The organism is Aeromonas sp. R2-1 (assembly GCF_040908425.1).
GTDB classification, from domain to species: domain Bacteria; phylum Pseudomonadota; class Gammaproteobacteria; order Enterobacterales; family Aeromonadaceae; genus Aeromonas; species Aeromonas caviae.
This window is the reverse complement of the sequence record NZ_JBFODR010000036.1, coordinates 147,768-169,230: the sequence shown is the minus strand read 5'-3', so window position 1 is coordinate 169,230 and position 21,463 is coordinate 147,768. Positions and strand designations below refer to the sequence as shown.

Genomic DNA, 21,463 nt, shown 5'->3' with positions numbered 1-21,463 from the left:
CAACTGCCCTCGGGCAGGGCGGCCTGTTCGCAAAAGGGGGCCCCGGGCGTGCCCTCAGGGCCCACAAGGCGCTTGGTCGTGACCGGCGACCCCCTCTTTCTATCTGTAAAAACGATGGGCTGCGTCATAACGCATCTGTTTTAACGATGCAATTGCCCCTTCACTCCCCTCAGCGAATGCCGCCAAAGCAGAGGTATTTGGTCTCCAGGTACTCCTCCAGCCCTTCGGCCGCCCCTTCCCGGCCCAGCCCCGACTCCTTGATCCCGCCAAAGGGGGCCAGTTCGGTGGAGATGATCCCCTCGTTGATCCCCACCATGCCGTATTCGAGCCCCTCGGCCACCCGCCACACCCGGGCGATGTCGCGGCCATAGAAGTAGGCGGCCAGGCCATAGGGGGTGTCGTTGGCAAGCGCAATGGCCTCGGCTTCCGTCTCGAAGCGCACCAGGGGGGCGACGGGCCCGAAGATCTCCTCGTCCAGAATGGGGTTGCCCCGGGTGACCCCGGTCAGGATGGTGGGGTGATAGAAGAGGGGACCGGCGGGGTGGGCGTCGCCTCCCACCAGCACCCGGGCACCGGCGGCGACCGATTGCTGCACCAGCTCGGCCACCTTGCTGGCGGCGGCCGGGTTGATGAGGGGCCCGATCTGGACGCCCTCGCCCATGCCGTCCCCCACCTTGAAGGCCTTGACCGCGGCGGCGAGCTTCTCGGCGAAGGCGTCATAGACGCTGGCCTGCACCAGGATGCGGTTGGCGCAGACGCAGGTCTGGCCGGCGTTGCGGTATTTGGACGCCAGGGCCCCGGCCACGGCGGCGTCGAGGTCGGCGTCGTCAAAGACGATGAAGGGGGCGTTGCCGCCCAGCTCCAGGGAGAGGCGCTTCATGGTGTCGGCGCACTGGCGCATCAGCAGTTTGCCGATGCGGGTGGAGCCGGTGAAGGAGAGCTTGCGCACCACGGGGTTGCTGCACAGCTCGTTGCCCACCGCGCTTGCCTGATGGGAGGTGACGATGTTGATGACCCCGGCGGGAATGCCCGCCTGCTCCGCCAGTACCGCCAGCGCCAGGGCGCAGAGGGGCGTTTCGGCGGCGGGCTTGATGACGATGGTGCAACCGGCGGCCAGCGCCGGACCCGCTTTGCGGGTGATCATGGCGATGGGGAAGTTCCAGGGGGTGATGGCGGCCACGACCCCCACCGGCTGCTTGATGGTGGCCAGGCGCCGATCGGCGGAGAAGCCGGGGATGGTGCGGCCATAGGCACGCTTGCCCTCTTCCGCGAACCACTGGATGAAGCTGGCGCCGTAGGCCACCTCTCCTTTGGCTTCCGCCAGCGGCTTGCCCTGCTCGCAGGTCATGATGCGGGCGAGTTCCTCCTGGTTGGCCATGATGCGCTCGAACCAGGCGTAGAGTTTGCTGCTGCGCTCCTTGGCGGTGAGGGCCGCCCAGGCGGGTTGCGCCGCGTGGGCCGCCGCGATGGCGAGGCGGGTGTCCTCCCCGTCCATGTCGGGCACCTGGGTGATGACCTGGCCGGTGGCCGGGTTCAGGACCTCGAACCGGCGCCCGCCCAGGGACTCGCACCAGCGGCCGTCGACATAGGCCAGGGATTTGATCAGGGAGAGAGCAGGTTGTGATGCTGACATATGTAAGGGGCCTCGATAGTGGGTCTGGGTGGCGCGTTTATGTGGGCACCGCCGTATAGAATAATAAGCACGTAACGACCATAAAATGAGCCGAAATGTTTTTCAAGTGTTAAATATATTTGAGTGAACTGGGCGTCACATGCTAGAAATGGGGCTGTTAGCGCGATTGTAGCGGTTTTCATCGCGCAGGGTGTGCAAAATAATGAACGCCCTGGGTTGTGCAGAATAGTGAACGGGGCTGACGTGCCTGACTCACTATATTGACCAGGCTGCACCAGGTATTCGAATGACCATGGAAGGAGATGGGCGATGGAGCAATCCCGTGGCGAGGTCCGGTGGCGGACCATGACGGACAACCCCCTGGCGGAGCACGAGAGAAACATGGGGGAGCGGCTTGCCCGGATCCGCAGGGAGCTCGGGCTCTCCCAGCGCCGGGTGGCGGAGCTGAGCGGCCTGACCCACGGCGCCATCTGCATGATAGAGCAGAACAAGGTGAGCCCCTCGGTGGCCTCCCTGCAAAAGCTGCTGAGCGTCTACGAGCTGCCGTTGTCGCGCTTCTTCGCCGAAGAGGAGGTGGCGAGCACGCCCAGCGTGGTGATCAAGGCGGAGCAGCTCATCGAGCTCGGCAGCCAGGGGGTCTCCATGAAGCTGGTGCACAACGGCAACAATCGGCGCCAGCTCGGCTTCATGCTGGAGACCTATGCCCCCGGCACCGACACCGGCGGCGTGGTGAAGCATCAGGGGGAGGAGGTAGGCACCGTGCTGGAAGGGTCGGTGCTGCTGACCCTGGCCGGCCAGACCTATGAACTGTGCGCTGGGGACAGCTATGTCATCGACACCGGCGAGCCCCACAGTTTCAGCAATCCCTCGGGGCAGGTCTGCCGCATCGTCAGCGCTCACACCCCGGCCAGCTTTTAATGTGAACAACCCGTTGTGTTGGAAACGAACCGGTAAGGAAACAGGGATCATGACCGAACATGTAAAGAGTTACTACGCAGCCAGTGCCAACAAACACGCGCCCTATCCCACGCTCACCGAGCAGCTGGAGTGCGACGTCTGCGTCATCGGGGCGGGGTATACCGGCCTCTCCAGTGCGCTGCATCTGGTGGAGAAGGGGTACAAGGTGGTGGTGCTGGAGGCCGCGCGAGTCGGCTTTGGCGCCAGCGGCCGCAACGGCGGCCAGATCGTCAACTCCTACAGCCGCGACATCGACACCATCGAAGCGAACTGCCCGCCGGATCAGGCCAGGCTGCTCGGCTCCATGCTGTTTGAGGGGGGCCAGATCATCCGCGAGCGGATCAAGCGCTACAACATCCAGTGCGATCTGCAGGAGGGCGGGGTCTTTGCCGCCGAGACCGAGAAGCAGCTGCACGAGCTCAAGGCGCAGAAGGCGCGCTGGGAGAAGTGGGGCAACGACCAGCTGGAGCTGCTCGATGCCGACGGGGTGCGCGAGGTGGTCGCGAGCGATCGTTACGTCGGCGCCCTGCTGGACAAGAGCGGCGGCCATATCCATCCCCTCAACCTGGCGCTGGGGGAGGCGGAAGCGATCCGCATGCAGGGGGGGCTTATCTTCGAGCAGTCCGCCGTCACCAGCATTACTCCGGGTCAGCCGGCGTTGGTCAAGACCGCCAAGGGGGCGGTGAAGGCACGCTTTATCGTGGTGGCCGGCAACGCCTACCTCGGCAACCTGGTGCCCGAGCTCGCCGGCAAGAGCATGCCTTGCGGCACCCAGGTGATCGCCACCGAAGTGCTGGGAGAGGAGCGGGCCCGTTCACTCTTGCCGCAAAACTACTGCCTGGAGGATTGCAACTACCTGCTCGACTACTACCGCACCTCCGGCGATCACCGGCTCATCTATGGCGGCGGCGTGGTCTACGGGGCGCGGGATCCGGCGGACATCGAGCGGCTGATCATCCCCAAGATGCTCAAGACTTTCCCGCAGCTGGCCGACGTCAAGGTGGAGTACACCTGGACCGGCAACTTCCTGCTCACCCTGTCGCGCCTGCCGCAGTTTGGCCGCATCGGTCACAACATCTACTACATGCAGGGCTACAGCGGTCACGGCGTCACCTGTACCCATCTGGCGGGCAAGCTGCTCTCCGAAGTGCTGAGCGGTCAGGCGGAGCGCTTCGATGCGTTCGCCAGGCTGCCGCACTACCCCTTCCCGGGTGGCCGCCTGCTGCGCATCCCCTTCACCGCCGCCGGTGCCGCCTGGTACACCCTGCGCGATCGCCTGGGGGTGTGATGTCACCGATGGCCCGCCAGGCAGGCTGGCGTCAACAAGAAGAGGGAGGCGTTATGCCTCCCTCGTTTTTTTGTCGTCAACCTGCCGGGGTCCTGACGGGGCTAGAAGCGGTAGGGGAAGCGGATCCCGATGGTGTAGTCCGGTGCGTCCGTGGTGAGCCCGGCAGACCAGTTGACCGCCATGGAGAGGTTGTCGGTGATGGCCCAGGTCGACCCCATGCCAAAGCTGGCGGCGTTGGCATCGGAGCCGGTGACCTTCTCCATGGCAAAGCCTTCGGACCCCTGCTCGGACTCCATGGTGACGCGCTGGTTGATGTTGAAGGAGAGGCTGAAGCGTTCGTTGAGGGCGAATGCGACCCCCAGGCCATATTCATACCAGTCCCCCAGCTGGATGCTGCCGGGCTGGTTGCCGGGCTGGTAGGAGATATCGTCAAAGTCCTGCTTGAGGCTGTGACCATAGTTGAGGCTGGCAAACAGGATGGCGGGATCCATGGTCTTGACCAGGGAGAAGCCGGTGGAGAGCTGCCAGAGCCCGTTGCCGGTGGCGAGCTCCTTGGGGGTCACCAGGTTGCCCGATTCCGAGGTGTTGATCTCGATGCCGTAAGGATCCTTGCCGGTCGGCGCCTTGGCCCGGAAGTTCCATACCAGATCCGGCCAATCCTCGCTCTCTGCCATGACCCTGTAGTAGATGGCGAGGCTGAGATCCCCCAGACCGCCATCGCTGACGCTCTGCTCCTCGAAGTCGCGGCTGGAGTTCTCCTTGCCGGTGCTCTGGTAGTTGGTGTTGCGGAACATGTAGGGGAGGGCCAGCTCCAGTTGCCAGCGATCGTTGAGGGTGTAGCGGGTGATGACATCCGCCGTCCACTGATCGGAGCGCACCCGATCCAGGTTGATTTCGCCAAGGAAGATGGCGTCCAGGGCGAGGAAGCCACGCAGGGCGAGATCCTTGCGGTTGTAGTGCTGGTAGGAGAGGCCCACATCGACGGTCAGGGCGCGGTCGAACACGTTGTGCTGTTCGATCATCAGGTCTTCGGTGCTGCGGCCGACTTCCGGCGTGCGCCGTGAGGCGTCCTGCTGGGTGGAGGCGACGGCGGCCCCGGCTCCGGCGGTTGCCGTCGTGGCACCGGCGGCCTTGACGGCCTCCAGGCGGGCCTGGAGCTGATGAAGGGCCTGATTTTGCTGGATCAGTTGCTGGCGCAGGAGATCCAGCTGTTGTTGCAGGGCCTCCTCTTCGGCCGTGGCCCCCCAGCAGGCGAAGGGGGCGAGGGCAATCAACAGCATGCGAGACTGTTTCATCGGGATACGTCCTTGTTGTTTATCATCCTTTCTTATAGTTCAGCCCCGGGAACTCACCTGCTCTCAGCGCGAAAACCAGATGCGGGTCTGATTGAGCGTCTGCAAACCGTCCCCCCTGACCTTGTTGAACTGCAGCAGCCCCCGGCTGAAGTCGGTACCACGCAGGCTCTGCTCCAGCAGGACCCGGCCGTCGGAAGAGTGTAGTTGCAAGCCGGCATAATTCCCCGAGACCCGGTAGGTGGCGGTGCCAAGATCGCCCTGGTGCTCGTAGTTGCCCGCCTGGACCAGGTGTCCCGTCATGGTCGGGGTGGTCAGTTCAATACCGGCCTGGTTGACCGAGCTGTTGCCACTCCCCTCCAGTTGAACGACCTGCACCAGCCCGGCCCCCTGCACCTGGGCCTCCTTGGCGGGCGTGGCCGCGGGCTTGACCTCATCCTTGACGCGCACATCCAGCTTGGGCTTGTTTTGCACAATGCTCAGCGCCAGGTTCATGGCCGCCGTCTGCTGGGCCTGGGCCGTGGTCAGTGACGAGATGAACTCGATGCCGAAGTAGCTGATGCCATGGCTGCTGACATAGCGGCCGCGCAGGTGGGCCAGCTCCCCGTCCGCCAGTTCGGGCGCAAAGTGGTCTGACAGATGGGCCAGCGGGTCCGGTGCTGCCAGCAGCGGAGAGGCGATGCCACCCAGGCTGCAGAGGAGGCATAGGGCGGGTCGGGTATTCATGATGACCTCACATTAGCTCTTTGTGCTGAAAACCGAATTCCAGCAGGGATGTTTCATTGACCGGGGCGAAGAGCCCATCCTTGCCTCTGACAGAGAGCGGGGGAGAGGGGTTGGCAAGGGGGGCATCGGGACGATAGCCCGCGCCGATGACGGCGAGGAGGATGCCGTTCCAGCTCTCCTTGAACTCCTTGAACGTGATCACCCGGTTGCCGAGGGCCGGGTCTGCCAGATAGACGCGATCATGGCGATCGATGGCCCGCAGCACGGCAAAGTGCTGATAGCCGCGAATGTTGAGCAGGACGATGGTGGGCACCCTCACCTGGCGCAGTTTTTCATCGCCCAGTCGATACCCTCTGACCCGCATGCCGAGCATTTGCAGGTACTGCTTCATGTCGAGCATGGAGAAGCCGTAGTGCTTGACCTGCTCCGGGTCTGCCATGGCAAGCATGCCATCCATGACCCAGCGTTCATTGGTTGCATGGCCGTAGGCGTAGCGCAAGATGGTGGCGACGGCGGCGGCCCCGCAACTGAAATCCGTATGTTGGCGCTCGATGTTGGCGTACCGGCGCTCCAGAATGCTCTGCACCGGTTTGTTGAGATCCCCCAGTGCCGGGAGATGCTCCCCCAGTGGCACCGAGCCCGCCCAGACGGCAGGACAGCACAGCAACAGCAACAGCCAGCGCATTCAGACCTCCAGTGTCAGGGAAAAAGGGGGCACTGGGCCCCCTCGCATCGACTTACTTGGCAAACCCTGCGGCCAGCGAGAGATTGTTCGCTTGCAGGTTGTTGGTCCCCGAGGAGACGTTCACCCCGATGTTGCCCACGGCACCGTTGAAGGCGCCGCCATCGATGGTTGCCCGGTTGAAGGTTTCGCGGCTGGTGTAGGTGTTGACCACGGGAATATACCCGACGGCGTACCCACTGAGCTTGATGTCACCCTCTTCCTTGAACTCGAACTTGCCATCATCTTTCGGGTTGTTGTTGCCGTACCTGTCGTTGTCATTGTCGTGGCCATGTCCTTTCTTGACATCATGACCGGTACCGCCCCCTTCGTAATCGCCCCAAGCCTTGAGACCGAGGAACACACCTGCCTTGTCAACCGTCTTGGTTGCACTCAGGCTTTGGTTTTCGGTCATGTTCTTGGAGACGCTCTGGCTGTTGGCCACGGTGGCCACGGCCATGTTGCCGGTGGACACGGAGGCTGCCATGTTGTTGGCCTGGACGTTACCCGAGCCCGAGGTCACGTTGACCCCGATGTTGCCTGCGGCATCCTTGAAGGCCCCATCGCCCACACCGGCCTTGTTCTGATGGCCGTGATTGGTCGTCCAGTTGTTGCTGGCGCTCTGGGTGGAGAAGACCTCGGCATCCGACGATCCGCCAGGGGCGCCGTGTTGTTGTTGACCACGACCCATGATGAACTCGGCATCGACCTCGTCATAGGCGGCCAGGGAAGCGCTGTTGCCCTGTACGTTGGAGTCACCGGCTGCAACGTTGGCGCCGATGTTACCGGATGCACCCTTGAACGAGCCGTCGATCTTGCTCGTGTTCTCCGTTCTTGTATTGGCGGTGCCTATCATGGAACTGGACTGCTGGTTGTCCACGACGGCCATGCCGAGTTTGTTGACGTTGATGTAGCCGCCGACATTGACCCTGCCTTCGTATTCCACATCGACTTCTGCCTTGACCTTCTTGGTCAAGGTTGCCCCTGTCTCATCTCTGTCACCGCGGTAATCGGCGGATGCAGTGCCCGACATGGCCATGATGACCGCGGCGGCTAATGAGCTATAAATAAGTCCACGCATAATGAGTCTCTCCATTGAACTTTCAGCGGAAGATATGCCCATCGGCTGATACCCCCGGGCCTGGCTTCCTATCCCTGCGGCATCATGGGGATGCCGTTACTGCGCCAGCCAGGGGCAGGGAAACCATGTTGACTGACTGGTTTCCCTGTCCCGTGACCTGGTTCACCTGAATGACCCCCTTGCTGCCCGTGAGGGCGGTGTCATCCAGATAGATGCTGGTAGTGGTGTTGGCGGGGGGCTTTCCCCCTGGGGTCTTCGCGACACTGGAGCTGAGATTGATGTCGGTCACGACACCCAGGCCGCTGTCATCGAGGGACAGGGCGAAGGCGTTCAGTTGCTGGTTGCCCTCACCTGCCCCCTGATTGATGCCGACCAGTCCCCGGTTCTGGCTCAGGGCCGAGCCCAGGATGGCGACGCTCTGGCTGCCGTTCAGATTGGTGGTGGATTGATTCAGCTGGCCAAATTGAATGACGGCCGGACCCGAAATGGCGATGGCGGCAAGATTGCCTTGCTGGTTGTTATTACCGGCAACCATATTGACGCCCATGGAACCACGAATATTGCTCAATGCCTGAGCACCGAGATCGACCCGGTTTTGTGCCAATGAGGGGGTGGCAAATGCCAGAAAAGGAAATGTTGCCAATGCAATATATGTCTTCATGTTCTGTCTCCATCTGCCAGGAGGGCTTATTGGAGAGAGCAACGACCATGCCAATTGGCAATGCTTTGATTTTTAACTGTTTTTTATTTGATATGATTGTTTTTATGTCTCAATGTTGAGAGCGACATATTATGTCGCCAAGTAAGCACTTATTTATCAAAGGATTTATTTTTTCTCACCGATATTTTTGCCGTCTCAATATTGTGGTGCCATCAGTCTAAAGGCGGGATGGTTTATAGTTATCATCGTCTGGCCATATTAAACGACGCCATTTGATGATAAAGGGAGTTATCTGGATAAGTCGTCAGCGTCAGACTCCCTCGTGCAGTGGTGATAACAAGGAGTTGTCCCTATGACAGAAACGGCATTGTTGCTCATCAATTCATGTGCCGTACTGGAAAGCCTGCTGGAACAAGGCGAGTGGCAGGTGGAGCAGGCAAGCTCCCTGGTGGTGGCAGAGAAAAAACTGCAGGAAAAGGACTATCCCCTGGTGCTGGTGGTGATCGAGCATCAGCAGCACGAAGCCCTCTACAACCTGATTGCGCAGCACTCCGGCGCCTTGTGGATCGGCCTCATCCAGCGGGACTGTCTCGCCAGCGAAGCCCTTCGCAATTTGCTGGCAGCCTGTTTTCATGATTTTCACACCTTTCCCCTGGACAGAGACAGGCTCTCCCACAGCCTGGGACATGCCCTGGGGATGGCGCGCCTCATCCGGCGACACCGCCCCCGACTGCAACCCCAGCTGCGTTTCATCCAGGGGGAGAGCGCCCCCATCCGCCAGTTGCGCGACCAGATCGTGCGGTTGCAGCATTGCCGCCTGCCCGTACTGGTGACGGGACCGAGCGGCACGGGCAAGGAGCTGGTGGCCCGGGAGCTGCACTACAGCACGTTCGGGGAGGAGAGCCCCTTCGTGGCGGTCAATTGCGGGGCCATGCCCCATCAGCTCATCCAGTCCGAGCTGTTCGGCCACGTCAAGGGGGCCTTCACCGGGGCACAGCACCACAAGATAGGCAAGATAGAGGCCGCCGATGGCGGCACCCTGTTTCTCGACGAGATAGGGGAGTTGCCGCTGGAGGATCAGGCAACCCTGCTGCGCTTCTTGCAGGAGCAGTGCATAGAGGCGGTGGGCAGCCACCTGTCGCGTCGTGTGGATGTGCGGATCATCGCGGCCACCAATATCGATGTGGAGCAGGCGGTGGCCAGCGGCGGCTTTCGCATGGATCTCTACTACCGACTCAACGTGGTGCGCCTGCGCACCCCGGCCTTGTGCGAGCGGGCGGAAGACATCCAGCTCCTTGCCGATGACATTCTGGCGGAAGTACGGGGCGGGCGGGTGCTCAGTTTCACCCGCAAGGCGCGCCAGGCCATGCAGTCCTATGGCTGGCCGGGGAATGTGAGGGAGCTGCGCAACCGGGTGCAGCGGGCGGTGGTCATGTGCAGCGGCCCCTTCATCGAAGCCGATGACATGGAGCTGACCAACATGGACAGCCTGCTGCTCGACGGCTCGCTCAAGGCGGTGCGCGAAGCGGCGGAGCGTCAGGCCTTGCAACGGACGCTGGCCCGCTTCCCCGATCAGCTCGAGGAGGTGGCCCGCACGCTCGACATCTCCCGGGCCACCCTCTATCGCCTGCTGGACAAGCACGATCTGCTGTGAGGGGACGGCAGTATCGCCCCGTCATGCAAGAAGCCCGGGCAGCAGGCCCGGGCTTCTTGTCTGGCCCCGTCGTGGGGGCTCGTGACTTCCGATGAGCTTCAGGCCATCTCCATGGCCAGGTGACAGAGTCGCCGCGCAGCCTCCTCCTCGCTCTTGACCACCTGATGCACGCCGCGCACGCGCAGATGATGCACCTCCTCGTGCTGGTGGGCACAGGCGGCGATGCGCATCAGGGCGCCGTATTCCTGCGCCCTGATGGCTATCTCACCGGCCAGCAGGCTGTCATCCAGGGTGATCAGCAGCCAGCTGGCATTGGGCAGCGCCGCCGTCAGCAGATCCTGCTGGATGGGATGGCCCGCCAGACAGGTGATCCCCATGGCGCGCCAGGGGGCCAGCAGTCGCTCGTCGGTGTCGATCACCACCATCTCCCTGCCTTGTTCATGCAACTGCCAGATGAGGTGCTGACCTATCTCGTCGGCGCCCACTACCACCACATGGCCCTGCAAGGGGCAGAGGTGAGGTGACTCATCGGTGCGTGGCTCGGGATGGCGCCTCAGCCAACGCTCCACCTGGTTGAAGACCAGCGGATTGAGCACGATGGAGAAACAGGCGCCGACCAGCACCAGATCCCGGGCGACCCCGGGGACCAGTTCGAGCATGACCCCGAGACCCATCAGGATGAAGGAGAACTCCCCCACCTGGGCCAGGCTGGCGGAGATGGTCAGCGCCGTGCGCTGGCTGTGGCCAAAGAGTCGCACGATGGCGAAGGCGGCCACCGATTTGCCGATCACGATGACGAACAGGGTGGCCAGCACGGCCAGGGGCTCGCGCAGCAGGATGACGGGGTCGAACAGCATGCCCACGGAGACGAAGAAGAGCACGGCGAAGGCGTCCTGCAGGGGCAGGGTGTCGTTGGCCGCCTTGTGGCTCAGATGGGAGCTGTTCATCACGACGCCGGCGAAGAAGGCGCCGAGGGCAAAGGAGACGCCAAACAGCTTGACGGCGCCAAAAGCGATGCCAAGGGAACAGGAGAGGACGGCCAGGGTGAACAGCTCGCGGGAGCCGGTGGCGGCGGTGCGGGCCAGCAGCCAGGGGATGAGGCGGCGTCCGCCGATGACCATCAGGGCGATGAAGGCTGCCACCTTGGCCAGAGTCAGGCCGATATCCGCCATCACCTGGGCCGGGGTCAGTGCCTCGCCCCCCTGCTGCAGGTTGGCGAGGATGGGGAGCAGTACCAGGGCCAGCACCATCACCAGATCCTCCACGATGAGCCAGCCGATGGCGATGCGTCCCTCGTTGGTGTCGAGCTGGCCGCGGCTCTCCAGGGCGCGCAGCAGCACCACGGTACTGGCGGTGGAGAGGGCCAGGCCAAACACCAGGCCGGCGGTCACGGTCCAGTCGAGCAGTTGGGAGAGGCCAAGGCCGAGCAGGGTCGCAAGGGTTATCTGGACGATGGCTCCCGGGATGGCGATGTGTTTCACCGACAGCAGGTCTTTCACGGAAAAGTGCAGGCCGACACCAAACATCAGCAGGATGACGCCGATTTCGGCCAGCTCGGGGGCGAGCCGCAGGTCGGCGACATAGCCCGGCGTAAAGGGGCCGCATACCACGCCGGCCGCGAGGTAGCCCACCATGGGGGAGATGCGCAGGCGGCTTGCCAGCATGCCGAAGAGGTAGGCCAGCACGAGGCCGCCTACCAGGGTGGTGATAAGGGGGAGTGAGTGGTCCATGTCGTCACCTCGCTAATGGCAGTCAGGGGCTACCAGATCACCCGAAGGCGAAGAGGGCAGCTGTCAATGAGCAGGGGGCGAAAGAGACAGAAGTTGGCCGTATCAAGGGGAAATCTTGAGGGCAACAGATGCCGTTTCTATTGAAAAGTAATGCATTTATATGCCATGAGCAACACTGTTCCAGTTTTTTCATTGATTTTGATGAAAAGCATCTTTAATGCATTGCGATTGGGTGAAAAGAGTGTGCAGTTAAAGAAAAATTGGCAGGAAAAATCAATCGATGATGATATTGGGAGGCAAGGGAGAACACCTATGAGCACACGGCATGGAGGAGGCGGGCCTCCTCCATGGTGAACGAGGGTGCTGAAGGGGCATCACTCTCCCCTGGCGACCCCCTCACGTCTGGGGTCTGCGGCCCCCAGCCAGCCGTCGGCATGGCGCTGGACGCCCTGCAGCCCGGAGGTCTGCTCGTTAAGCAGGACCTCGTGCCCTCTGGCTTTGAGCCCCTGTACCACGGCGTCGGGCGTGCGTCCCTGCTCCAGCTCGGTGGGGCCGTTGCGACTGCCGAAATTGGGCAGGTTGATGGCCTGCTGCAGGTCGAGCCCCCAATCCTGGGTGCCGAGCAGCGCCTTGCCCACGTAGTTGATGATGGCCGAGCCTCCCGGGGAGCCCAGGCTCATCTCGAGCTCGCCGCTTGCCTTGTCAAACACCAGCAGGGGCGACATGGAGGAGCGGGGGCGCTTGCCGGGCTCCACCCGATTGGCCACCGGCAGGCCGGCGGCGTCCACCGAGGTGAAGGAGAAGTCGGTGAGCTGGTTGTTCAGCAGGTAGCCGTTGACCATCAGCCGCGAGCCGAAGCCATCCTCGATGGAGCTGGTCATGGCCACCGCCATGCCGCTCTTGTCCACGATGGAGATGTGGCTGGTGGAGGGCAGCTCCGGGGTGGCGTCCCGGCCCCTGGCCAGCGCCCGGGGCGGGTTGCCGGGCTGGGCGACGCCCATGGAGCGGTTGCCGATAAGGTGTCCCCGCTGCGCCAGATAGCCCTTGTCCAGCAGGCCGGTCACCGGCACGTCGACGACGTCGCCGTCGGCCACGTACTGGTTGCGATCGGCGAAGGCGAGGCGTGCCGCCTCGCTGTAGAGGTGAATGGCCTCGCTGGAGGCGGCCAGTTGGCCCTGCTCCCCCTGTACCGGTTTGAGGGCGGCCATGTCCCGGCTCTCCAGCATGCCGAAAATCTGGCCAAGGGCGATGGTGCCGGAGGAGGGGGTCGGGAAGCCGCAGATCTCGCTCTGGCGATAGTCAAAGCAGAGCCCGTCCCGCAGCTTGGCCCGGTAGCTGGCGAGATCGGCGGCGCTCAGCACCCCGGGGTTGGTCGGGTGGGTGTGCACCTTGGCCACCATGGCCTCGGCCAGCGGGCCGCGATAGAAGGCGTCGGGGCCGTCGCTTGCCAGGGTACGCAGCACCCTGGCCAGGGCCGGGTTGGTGAGCCGGGTACCTGCCATCTTGGGAGTGCCGTCCGCCTGATAGAAATAGGCACGGGCGTCCGGATCCCCGGCCAGATAGGGATCTTTTGCCAGCAGGGTGGCGAGGCGGGGGCTTATCACGAACCCTTGCTCCGCGAGGGTGATGGCGGGTTCGAACAGCGTGGCCCAGGGCAGCTTGCCATAGCGCTCGTGCGCCAGGGCCAGGGCACGCACCGTGCCGGGGGCGCCGACGGAGCGCCCGCCCACCACCCCCTCATAGAAGGCCATGGGTTTGCCCGCCTTCATGAAGAGCTGATCGGTGGCAGCGGCGGGGGCTGTTTCCCGGCCATCCACCGCCGCCACCTGCTTGCCGTCCCACACCAGCATGAGGGAGCCGCCGCCGATACCCGAGGATTGGGGCTCCACCAGGGTCAATACCAGCTGGACGGCGATGGCTGCATCGACGGCGTTGCCCCCCGCCTTGATGATCTGGTAGCCCGCGTCCACCGCCAGCGGGTTGGCCGCCGCCACCATGAAGTCACGGCCCTGCCAGCCCGGTTTGTCAATCCAGCCGCTGGCCGCCTCCGGGGCGATCAGGGTCTGGGGAGGAGGGACATAGTGAAAGCCATCCTGGGAGGCGCAGCCGCCAAGCAGGCCGAGGGCGACCAGCAGGCCGAGGGGTTTGAGGGACATGACAGGCTCCTTGTCGGTTTCTTGTTCACCTGCCGAAATGTGTCACACTTGGAGCTTGATTAAAAGTTTGTCTTAATACTCATATGGTTACAAAACTATCAAGGAGGCGCTCATGACACACCTGGGGACGCTGGCGAAACCTTGCATGGCGGGGCTGCTCTGCCTGTTGCTGGCGGCCTGCGGGGAGCCGACCTTCAGACCGCTGGCCCAGGGGGAGACCCTGCTCGCCTTCGGGGACAGTCTGACCGAGGGGCGCGGGGTGAGCCCGTCCCAAAGCTACCCCAGCGTGCTGGCGAACCTGAGCGGCCATCCCGTGGTCAATGGCGGGGTGTCCGGAGAGCTGAGCCAGGCCGGCAGGGCCCGCCTGCCCGGGTTGCTGGCCCGGCACAGACCCGCTCTGGTCATCCTGCTGGAGGGGGGCAACGACATCCTGCGTGGCAGCGGGGAGGCGGCCCTCAAGGCCAATCTCGCCGCCATGATAGAGGCGGTGCAGGGGAGCGGGGCCCAGCTCCTGCTTGTCGGGGTGCCCCGAAAATCCCTGTTTGCCGATGGCGCTCCCCTCTACGAGGAGCTGGCAGAGCAGTACGGGCTGGTGCTGGACAACGACAGCATCGGTGAGTTGCTGCGAGACCCGGCCCTGAAGTCCGATGCGGTGCATTTCAATGCCGAGGGTTACCGCACCCTGGCGCAGCGACTTCATCGACTGTTGCTGGAAAGGGGGGCGCTCTAGCGAGGTGTCATGCTGCCGGGGCAGTGCGCCATGCTGCCGTAACCTATGGGGGCAGGAGATTGCGCGGCGGCGCTACCCCGGAGGGGGCCAGCCCGCGGCGACGGTGCCGATGGAGATGAAAAAACCGCCGTGAAGGCGGTTTTTTGCAATCAGGCTGAGCCAATTTGCTTAGATGGACTGCTCTTCACCACCCAGGGCAGCAAACAGGGCCGGGATGAACTGGGAGAGTTCGGCGGTGACCAGAGCGAAGTCGGCGTCCAGGCGGGCGGCGGGATCCTCGCTGGTGACGTCGTCGTTCTGCTCGCGCAGCTCTTCGCTGAACTTGAGGCGCTTGATGGAGAGATCGTCCCCCAGCACGAAGCTCAGGGTTTCGCCCCAGTTGAGGGCCAGCTTGGTCACCAGCTTGTCGTTGGCCAGGTGATTCTTGATCTCCTCGCTCATCAGATCCTGCTGCTTGCAGCGGATGATGCCGCCGTGCTCCATGGCGCTGCGCAGCTCGGCTTCGTCCTCCAGGGTGAAGGCGGCGGGCAGGTTGCCCTCGTTGAGCCACTCGGTCATGGTGATCTCGGGCGGGTTCTTGAGGGCCACCGGCACCACCGGCAGGGAGCCGATGGATTTGCGCAGGAGCGCCAGCAGATCGTCCGCTTTCTTGGCGGAGCCTGCATCCACCACCATCAGGTTGTCGGCAGGGTTTATCCAGGCGAAGGTCTGGCTGGTGCGGCTGAAGGCGCGGGGCAGCAGAGTGTGCATGATCTCCTCTTTCAGCGCCTCCTTCTCTTTCTTCTTGAGGGCGCGACCCTGCTCGAATTCAATGGCCTCTACCTTCTCCGCCAGCATCTCCTTGACCACGGTGCCGGGCAGCATCTTCTCTTCCTTGCGAGCGCACAGCAGGATGTGGCCAGAGGCGGCGTGGGTCAGGGTGGAGCCGAATTTGCCAAGGGGCTTGACCCACCCGAACCGGGAGATGTCCTGGCTGCCGCATGGGGTGAAGGCGCAGGCTTCCAGCTGGGTTTCCAGCTGCTCAACGGTCAGGTCGAAGGGGCGGGTAAAGCGGTAAATCTGCAGGTTTTTAAACCACATGGCGTCCTCGGTCTCTAGATTGTCCGGCGGGCATTGTACTAGAGAGGCGCTTTGTGATCAGCCAATCATTCTCGCTAAATAAAGGGCGATCGACCTCACAGGGCCCCACCTTGATCCCCCGGGAGCGGGCCCAACTCCCCTAGACTGCGAGTGTTCACATTGCTGACAAGGAGGCGACCATGTTGAGACAGAGTCGGCCGGAAGACATGGAAGAGATCGTCGAAATCTGGCTCCTGGCCTCCCTGCAGGCCCACGATTTCGTCGATGCCTCCTGCTGGTGGCAGGCTCAGGAGGAGCTGCGTACCCGCTACCTCGATCACGCCCGCATCTGGGTGTTCGAGGAGCGAGGGGACCTGCTCGGCTTCATGGCGCTGGTGGATGATTACCTGGCTGCACTCTTCGTGCGCCCCGATAGGCAGGGGCGGGGGGTGGGGCACGCCCTGTTGCAGGAAGCCAGATCCAGATGTGCCGAGCTGCATACCCGGGTCTTCGTGGAGAACGAGCCGGCGGTGCGTTTCTACCGCCGCCACGGCTTTGAAATCGGTGGGGAGGTGCCCGATCCCCTCACCGGCCATCTTCAGTACCAGATGCATTACCAAGCCGTCTGAATCTGACGTCTGGGGCTGCCCCGGTTGAAAACGGGGGGCTCCATCCTCATCTTGTCTCCATCCCGGGGCGCCCTCGCCCCCGCTCTCTTCTCCTTATCGAGCCGTTTTCCATGAAGATCCTGCACACCGCCGACTGGCACCTCGGTCATCAGCTTCACGGCCACGACCGCCGCTTCGAACACGACGCCTTCCTCGACTGGCTGGCCGACACCATCAAGACCCGCGACATCGATGCCCTGCTGGTGGCGGGCGATCTGTTCGACACCGCCAACCCTCCCGCCAGTGCCTGGCAGCAGCTCTACCGCTTCCTAGCACGTCTGCGGGCCGAGCACCCGGCACTGGAGATGGTGCTCATCGGCGGCAACCACGACTCCCCCTCCAAGCTGGATGCCCCCCACGAGCTGCTGCGCGCCTTCGACCTGCATCTGGTGGGCAGCATCAGTCGGGACGACGAGGGGCACCTCGAGACCGAGCGCCTGCTGGTGCCGCTGCGAGGCAAAAACGGCGAGGTGGCCGCCTGGTGCGCCGCCGTGCCGTTTCTGCGCAGCAGCGATCTGCGCCCGGAAGGGCTCAGCGAGGGGCAGGACAGACTCATCGAAGGGGTGCGCCAGGTCTATGAAGCGGTGCTGAGCGAGGGGCGGGCGCGCTGCAATCCGGATCAGGCCCTCATCGCCATGGGCCACGCCTATCTGGCGGCGGGCCAGCTCTCTGAGCTCTCCGAGCGGCGAGTGCTCGGCGGCAACCAGCATGCCCTGCCTGCCGAACTGTTTGCCGCCGCCGACTACACGGCGCTGGGTCACCTGCACCTGGCCCAGAGTCCGGCCGAGGGGGTGCACTACAGCGGCTCGCCGCTGCCGCTCTCGCTGGCCGAGGCGAACTACAACCATCAGGTGCTGGAGGTGACGTTTGAGGGGGGCAAGCTGGCCCGCCTTGAGCGGATCCCGGTGCCCCGCGCGGTGGAGATGATCCGGCTGCCCCAGAGCGGCCTCGACGAGGCGCTCCAGGCCATCGAGGCGCTGGCGCTGCCCGCTTGCCCGCAGCAGGCGCAGCCCTTCCTCGAGGTGCGGCTGCTGCTGCCCAAACCCGAGGCCCGCATCCGCGAGCGCGTACTGGCCGCCATCGGCGACAAGCCGGTGCGTCTTGCCCGCATCACGACCAGTTATCAGGGCTCGGGCCAGGGGCTGGCGGACGGTGCCGGCCAGCGCCGGCTCGATGAACTCTCCCCCACCGAGGTGTTTCGCCTCTGCTATCAGCGTCAGTTCGACGGGGAGCCGGAGGCCGAGCTGGTGGCGTCGTTTGAAGAGATCCTGGAGCAGGTGAAGGAGTCCAGCCAATGAAAATCTTGTCGCTGTCAGGGGAGAATCTGGCCAGCCTGACCGGTCAATTCACCATCGATTTTGCCGGTGGCGCCCTGGGGGCCGCCGGCCTGTTTGCCATCACCGGCAATACTGGCGCTGGCAAGAGCACCCTGCTCGATGCCATCTGTCTGGCGCTCTACGACGAGATGCCGCGCTTTATCGCCAATCGCAAGAATGTCGCCGAAGTGGGCCGCATGGATGACGAGGAGAAGCTCAAGGCCAACGACGTGCGCGGCATCCTCAGCCGCGGCCACGCCAGCGGTTTTGCCGAGGTGCAGTTTCGCGGCTGTGACGGCCGTGTCTGGCTGGCCCGCTGGGCGGTGCGCCGGGCTCGCAACCGCGCCGAGGGGCGCTTTCAGGCCCAGGAGCGCAGCCTGACCGACGTGGCGTCGGGCCAGGTATTCAGTGGCAGCAAGCGGGAGCTGCAGGATCGCATCGACGAGCTGGTGGGACTCTCCTGGGAGCAGTTTCGCCGCGCCGTCATCCTGCCGCAGGGGGAGTTTGCCGCCTTCCTCAAGTCGAGCGCCGACGAGCGTTCGGCCCTGCTCGAACGGATGACCGGCACCGAGCTCTACTCCGCCATTTCGGTCCAGACCCATGAACGGGCGCGGGAGGAGCAGCAGAAACTTGCAGCCATCAGCCAGCGGCTCGGCGACGTGGCGCTGATGGACGAGGCGACCCGCGAGCAGTGGGTGAGCCAGCAGGTCAGCCTCGCCACCAGCCTCAAGCACGAGCAGCAGCAACAGCAACTGATGCAGGACTTGCGGGATCTCAACGGCCGCATCGCCGCCCAGTTGCAGGGCTGTCAGGAGGGAGAGGCGGCCCTTGCCGCGGCGGAGGTGGCCCACGCTGCGGCCGCCCCCGAGCGGGAGGAGTTCGCCCGCGCCGAGCAGGCCCAGGTGGCCCGCGCCGATCACGACGAGCTGGCCCGCCTCACCCTGGAGGTGCAGCAGCAGGAGAAGGCGCTGGCCGAGCTTGGCCCTGAACTTGGCAAGTTGGAGGAGCAGACCCAGCAGAGCGCCCTCACCGAACAGCAACTGCTGGCGGAGAAGATCGCCGCCGAGCGCGAGTGGGGCGCCCTGCAGCCCGAGCTCAAGCGGGCGCAGGAGCTCGACACCCGCATTCGGGAAAAGCAGCAGCAACTGCAGAAGATCCAGCAGGAGGGGGCGCAGGAGCGGGAGGTGCAGCTCACCCTGGAGCAGGGCTGGCGCCAGCAGCGCCAGCAGGTGGAGCAGCTCCAGGCCCAGCACCTGCAGTGGGGGGCCTGGCTTGAGGAGCACAAGGAGCTGGCGCCGGTGGCCCGCCAGTGGCAGCCCCTGCTCACCGCCATGCAAGATTGGGCCGAGGATGCCGACAGGCTGCAGCAGCTCCTTACCCTGCGCGAACACAAGCTGCGCGCCCTCAGGCAGTTGCAGCACCAGCTGGAGCAGGGGCAGCAGGAGCGCGACTACTGGCTGCGCGAGCAGGAGCGGCTGCAGCAGCAACAGCACGAGCTGCAGGAGCAGCAGTGGGAGGGGCGCCTGGCCAAGGCGCAGGAGCAGTGGCAAGGGCAGACCGAACAACTGGGCCAGCTGCGCCAGCTGCTGGAGCTGGCGGACTATGGCCGCAATCACGGTGAGCAGCATGGTCGCCTGCAGCAGGAGATCGCCCAGCTGGAGCAGGCGCTCGGCAAGCTGGCCATCCTCGGTGACGAGCTGACGCCGGCCCGCGAGCGGCTCGCCCTGCAACGGGACGAGGCACGCCACGCGCTGGAGCAGTCCCGTGCCATCGCCAGTTTCGAGCAGCATCGCCACATCCTGCGCGACGGTGAACCTTGCCCGCTCTGCGGCGCCGAGGAGCACCCCTATCACCAGAGCCAGCCGCAGGTGGCCGGTATTCTCGGCCAGCTGGCGGAGCGCGTCCGCAGCCTGGAGCTCGAGTGGGATCGGCTCAATCACCAATACATTCAGTGCGAGAGCGAACGCCAGGAGCTGGCCCGCCAGCTGGCGGTGCGCCAGCAACATCTGCCTGAGCTGGAGACGCGCGCCGAGCAGCTGACCCAGCGCTGGCAGCAGCTCGGCGGTGCCGAGCTGCTGGGCCATCCGTTGCCGCTGCGTCAGAGCCCGATCGAGTGGAACGAGTTGATGAATACCCTGCTCGGCCGCGGCCAGAGTCTGGAGCAGGGGCTGGCCCGCAGCCAGCAGCAACTGCGCGAGGCCCAGCAGGGCCAGCAGCAGTTGCAGGCCGTGCGCCAGCAGCTGAGCCAGCTGGCCAGCCAGCACCAGCAGTTCGAGCAGCAGTGGCAGGAGGCCGATCGCCAGCGCATCGCTCTGGAAGGGGAGGTGAATGCGATGGGCGAGCAGGAAACGACCCTGCGCCAGCGCCTTGAGCAGGGGGGCAGCCGGCTCGACGAGCAGATGGGAGGCCAGCCCTGGCGTCAGTGGCTGGGCAGCCAGCAGTGGCGCGAGTGGCAGCTGGCCTGCGAGGCCTGGCTGCACGGTCAGAGCGAGTGGGAGCGGCTGGCCGGCGAGATTGCCAGCCTCACCCCGGCCCTGAGCGCTCAGGAGGCGCGTCTGCAGACCCAGCGTGAGCTGCTGCACAAGCTCGAGCGCGACTACAAGGAGCATGAACAGCAACGGCAGGGGCTGGTCACCAGCCGTGCCACCTGCCTGGGGGGCGAGGAGATTGCCCTGGTCGAGAGCCGCTGGCTGCAGCGGCTGCAACAACTGGCCAGCGAGCTGGAGACGATGCAGGGGGCGGCCCGCACCCTGCGCGAGCGCCAGACCGAGCTCAAGACCCGTCTCAGCCATCTGGAGCAGGAGAAGCAGGTGAGCAGCCGGCGGCGACGGGAGGTGCTGGGGCGCTGGGCTGCCCACGCCAGCAGCCTCGGCATCGCCGAATATGATCTGCGCCGCTTGCTGGCCATGAGCCCGGATGAGCTCAAGGGGCGCCGCGCCGCCTTGCAGGCGCTGGAGGATGCCCGCGCCGAGGCGCGTACCCGTTTGACCGAGCGGCAGCGGGCGCTGGCGCTGGAGGAGAGCAAGCGGGATCGTTACCGCGAGCATCACCCCGAGCTGGCCGCGTTGGCGCCCCAGGAACTCGACAGCCGGCTGACGGCGCTGGAGGCGCACTGCCGCGCCCTCGACGAGCAGCTGTTCCAGTGCAAGAGCACGCTGGCACAGGCGGAGGCGGCGGCCCTCAAGGCGGGCACCCTGCAGGAGGAACTTGCCGCCCAGCAGGCGGTGGCGGATCACTGGCAGCGGCTCTGTGACCTTATCGGTTCGGCCAGCGGCGCCAAGCTGCGTACCTTCGCCCAGAGCCTCACGCTGGAGCGGCTGCTGCTGGAGGCCAACGCCCAGCTCGCCGAGCTCTCCCCCCGCTATCGGCTGGAGCGGGTGCCCGGCACCGATCTGGCGCTGCAGGTGGTGGATCTCGACATGGGGGACGAGGTGCGTTCGGTGGACTCCCTCTCCGGTGGCGAGAGCTTCCTGGTGTCGCTGGCGCTGGCGCTGGCCCTCTCCAGCCTGTCGTCGCGCCAGACCCAGGTCGAATCGCTCTTTATCGATGAGGGGTTTGGCACCCTGGATCCCGACAGCCTGGATCTGGCGCTCTCCAGCCTCGACTCCCTGCAGGCGGCCGGTCGCCAGATCGGGGTCATCTCCCACGTGCAGACCCTGGTGGAGCGGATCGGTGTGCAGGTGCGGGTGGAGGCCCTCGGTGGCGGTGAAAGCCGGGTGGTGTTGCCCGGCTGACGACGTGTCGCCCATGACCCTCCATGAGCAAAAAGGCCCCTGTCACAGGGGCCTTTT

16 protein-coding genes are annotated in these 21,463 nt (G+C 64.5%); 7 read left to right on the top strand and 9 right to left on the bottom strand.

Annotated features, from left to right (window positions below):
* Positions 1 to 169: 169 nt before the first annotated feature.
* Complete coding sequence (locus AB5Y80_RS14035; RefSeq protein ID WP_010673552.1) at positions 170 to 1,633, bottom strand: NAD-dependent succinate-semialdehyde dehydrogenase; 1,464 nt, start codon at positions 1,631 to 1,633, stop codon at positions 170 to 172.
* A gap of 309 nt (positions 1,634 to 1,942) precedes the next feature.
* Between AB5Y80_RS14035 and puuR the strand changes: the two genes are divergently transcribed.
* Entirely contained in the window at positions 1,943 to 2,551 is a 609-nt protein-coding gene (puuR, locus tag AB5Y80_RS14030) for an HTH-type transcriptional regulator PuuR (RefSeq protein WP_029314011.1), read from the top strand.
* Between the two features lie 49 nt (positions 2,552 to 2,600).
* Positions 2,601 to 3,878 carry an FAD-binding oxidoreductase gene (locus AB5Y80_RS14025; protein WP_103244474.1) on the top strand — a complete coding sequence of 426 codons (1,278 nt, stop codon included), beginning with the start codon at positions 2,601 to 2,603 and terminating at the stop codon, positions 3,876 to 3,878.
* 101 nt (positions 3,879 to 3,979) lie between these two features.
* Here AB5Y80_RS14025 and AB5Y80_RS14020 read toward each other — a convergent pair whose 3' ends face one another.
* From AB5Y80_RS14020 to AB5Y80_RS14000, 5 genes are all read right to left on the bottom strand, one after another.
* Positions 3,980 to 5,173 (bottom strand): transporter, encoded by a 1,194-nt coding sequence (locus AB5Y80_RS14020; protein WP_042864210.1) that lies wholly within the window; start codon positions 5,171 to 5,173, stop codon positions 3,980 to 3,982.
* Positions 5,174 to 5,236: 63 nt separating this feature from the next.
* Positions 5,237 to 5,896, bottom strand: coding sequence for a hypothetical protein (locus tag AB5Y80_RS14015; RefSeq protein WP_048208095.1), 660 nt, complete (start codon positions 5,894 to 5,896; stop codon positions 5,237 to 5,239).
* Positions 5,897 to 5,903: 7 nt separating this feature from the next.
* Positions 5,904 to 6,581: a C39 family peptidase gene (locus AB5Y80_RS14010; RefSeq protein WP_039039335.1), complete on the bottom strand. Its 678-nt coding sequence runs from the start codon at positions 6,579 to 6,581 to the stop codon at positions 5,904 to 5,906.
* A 52-nt stretch (positions 6,582 to 6,633) separates the two neighbouring features.
* A complete protein-coding gene (locus AB5Y80_RS14005) occupies positions 6,634 to 7,593 on the bottom strand; it encodes a hypothetical protein (RefSeq protein WP_010673558.1) in 960 nt (319 codons plus the stop codon).
* Positions 7,594 to 7,780: 187 nt separating this feature from the next.
* Positions 7,781 to 8,359 carry a hypothetical protein gene (locus tag AB5Y80_RS14000; protein ID WP_223302574.1) on the bottom strand — a complete coding sequence of 193 codons (579 nt, stop codon included), beginning with the start codon at positions 8,357 to 8,359 and terminating at the stop codon, positions 7,781 to 7,783.
* Between the two features lie 352 nt (positions 8,360 to 8,711).
* Between AB5Y80_RS14000 and AB5Y80_RS13995 the strand changes: the two genes are divergently transcribed.
* Positions 8,712 to 10,013, top strand: a complete 1,302-nt coding sequence (locus AB5Y80_RS13995) for a sigma-54 dependent transcriptional regulator (protein ID WP_041213309.1) — start codon at positions 8,712 to 8,714, stop codon at positions 10,011 to 10,013.
* 98 nt (positions 10,014 to 10,111) lie between these two features.
* Here AB5Y80_RS13995 and ybaL read toward each other — a convergent pair whose 3' ends face one another.
* Together ybaL and ggt are read right to left on the bottom strand one after the other, a co-directional pair.
* Positions 10,112 to 11,743, bottom strand: coding sequence for a YbaL family putative K(+) efflux transporter (ybaL, locus tag AB5Y80_RS13990; protein ID WP_039039338.1), 1,632 nt, complete (start codon positions 11,741 to 11,743; stop codon positions 10,112 to 10,114).
* A gap of 374 nt (positions 11,744 to 12,117) precedes the next feature.
* Positions 12,118 to 13,899, bottom strand: coding sequence for a gamma-glutamyltransferase (gene ggt / locus AB5Y80_RS13985; RefSeq protein ID WP_368173085.1), 1,782 nt, complete (start codon positions 13,897 to 13,899; stop codon positions 12,118 to 12,120).
* 112 nt (positions 13,900 to 14,011) lie between these two features.
* On the opposite strand from ggt, the gene AB5Y80_RS13980 reads away from it, so the two are divergent.
* A complete protein-coding gene (locus AB5Y80_RS13980) occupies positions 14,012 to 14,629 on the top strand; it encodes a GDSL-type esterase/lipase family protein (RefSeq protein ID WP_368173084.1) in 618 nt (205 codons plus the stop codon).
* Positions 14,630 to 14,797: 168 nt separating this feature from the next.
* On the opposite strand, the gene rdgC is transcribed toward AB5Y80_RS13980, so the two are convergent.
* The gene (rdgC, locus tag AB5Y80_RS13975; RefSeq protein WP_010673564.1) at positions 14,798 to 15,709 is read right to left on the bottom strand and encodes a recombination-associated protein RdgC; all 912 of its coding nucleotides are present in this window, start codon (positions 15,707 to 15,709) and stop codon (positions 14,798 to 14,800) included.
* Positions 15,710 to 15,888: 179 nt separating this feature from the next.
* On the opposite strand from rdgC, the gene AB5Y80_RS13970 reads away from it, so the two are divergent.
* The 3 genes from AB5Y80_RS13970 (at position 15,889) to AB5Y80_RS13960 (ending at position 21,406) form a co-directional block, all read left to right on the top strand.
* Positions 15,889 to 16,317, top strand: a complete 429-nt coding sequence (locus tag AB5Y80_RS13970) for a GNAT family N-acetyltransferase (RefSeq protein ID WP_010673565.1) — start codon at positions 15,889 to 15,891, stop codon at positions 16,315 to 16,317.
* A 110-nt stretch (positions 16,318 to 16,427) separates the two neighbouring features.
* Entirely contained in the window at positions 16,428 to 17,654 is a 1,227-nt protein-coding gene (locus AB5Y80_RS13965) for an exonuclease SbcCD subunit D C-terminal domain-containing protein (protein ID WP_368173083.1), read from the top strand.
* The gene (locus AB5Y80_RS13960) at positions 17,651 to 21,406 is read left to right on the top strand and encodes an AAA family ATPase (RefSeq protein WP_368173082.1); all 3,756 of its coding nucleotides are present in this window, start codon (positions 17,651 to 17,653) and stop codon (positions 21,404 to 21,406) included. Before AB5Y80_RS13965 ends, AB5Y80_RS13960 begins: the two co-directional genes overlap by 4 nt.
* Positions 21,407 to 21,463 lie beyond the last annotated feature (57 nt).

Bases quoted from the DNA above. Each gene is read 5' to 3' on its own strand.
- AB5Y80_RS14035 (WP_010673552.1), bottom strand. From the start codon at position 1,633: ATGTCAGCATCACAACCTGCTCTCTCCCTGATCAAATCCCTGGCCTAT.
- puuR (WP_029314011.1), top strand. From the start codon at position 1,943: ATGGAGCAATCCCGTGGCGAGGTCCGGTGGCGGACCATGACGGACAAC.
- AB5Y80_RS14025 (WP_103244474.1), top strand. From the start codon at position 2,601: ATGACCGAACATGTAAAGAGTTACTACGCAGCCAGTGCCAACAAACAC.
- AB5Y80_RS14020 (WP_042864210.1), bottom strand. From the start codon at position 5,173: ATGAAACAGTCTCGCATGCTGTTGATTGCCCTCGCCCCCTTCGCCTGC.
- AB5Y80_RS14015 (WP_048208095.1), bottom strand. From the start codon at position 5,896: ATGAATACCCGACCCGCCCTATGCCTCCTCTGCAGCCTGGGTGGCATC.
- AB5Y80_RS14010 (WP_039039335.1), bottom strand. From the start codon at position 6,581: ATGCGCTGGCTGTTGCTGTTGCTGTGCTGTCCTGCCGTCTGGGCGGGC.
- AB5Y80_RS14000 (WP_223302574.1), bottom strand. From the start codon at position 8,359: ATGAAGACATATATTGCATTGGCAACATTTCCTTTTCTGGCATTTGCC.
- AB5Y80_RS13995 (WP_041213309.1), top strand. From the start codon at position 8,712: ATGACAGAAACGGCATTGTTGCTCATCAATTCATGTGCCGTACTGGAA.
- ybaL (WP_039039338.1), bottom strand. From the start codon at position 11,743: ATGGACCACTCACTCCCCCTTATCACCACCCTGGTAGGCGGCCTCGTG.
- ggt (WP_368173085.1), bottom strand. From the start codon at position 13,899: ATGTCCCTCAAACCCCTCGGCCTGCTGGTCGCCCTCGGCCTGCTTGGC.
- AB5Y80_RS13980 (WP_368173084.1), top strand. From the start codon at position 14,012: ATGACACACCTGGGGACGCTGGCGAAACCTTGCATGGCGGGGCTGCTC.
- rdgC (WP_010673564.1), bottom strand. From the start codon at position 15,709: ATGTGGTTTAAAAACCTGCAGATTTACCGCTTTACCCGCCCCTTCGAC.
- AB5Y80_RS13970 (WP_010673565.1), top strand. From the start codon at position 15,889: ATGTTGAGACAGAGTCGGCCGGAAGACATGGAAGAGATCGTCGAAATC.
- AB5Y80_RS13965 (WP_368173083.1), top strand. From the start codon at position 16,428: ATGAAGATCCTGCACACCGCCGACTGGCACCTCGGTCATCAGCTTCAC.
- AB5Y80_RS13960 (WP_368173082.1), top strand. From the start codon at position 17,651: ATGAAAATCTTGTCGCTGTCAGGGGAGAATCTGGCCAGCCTGACCGGT.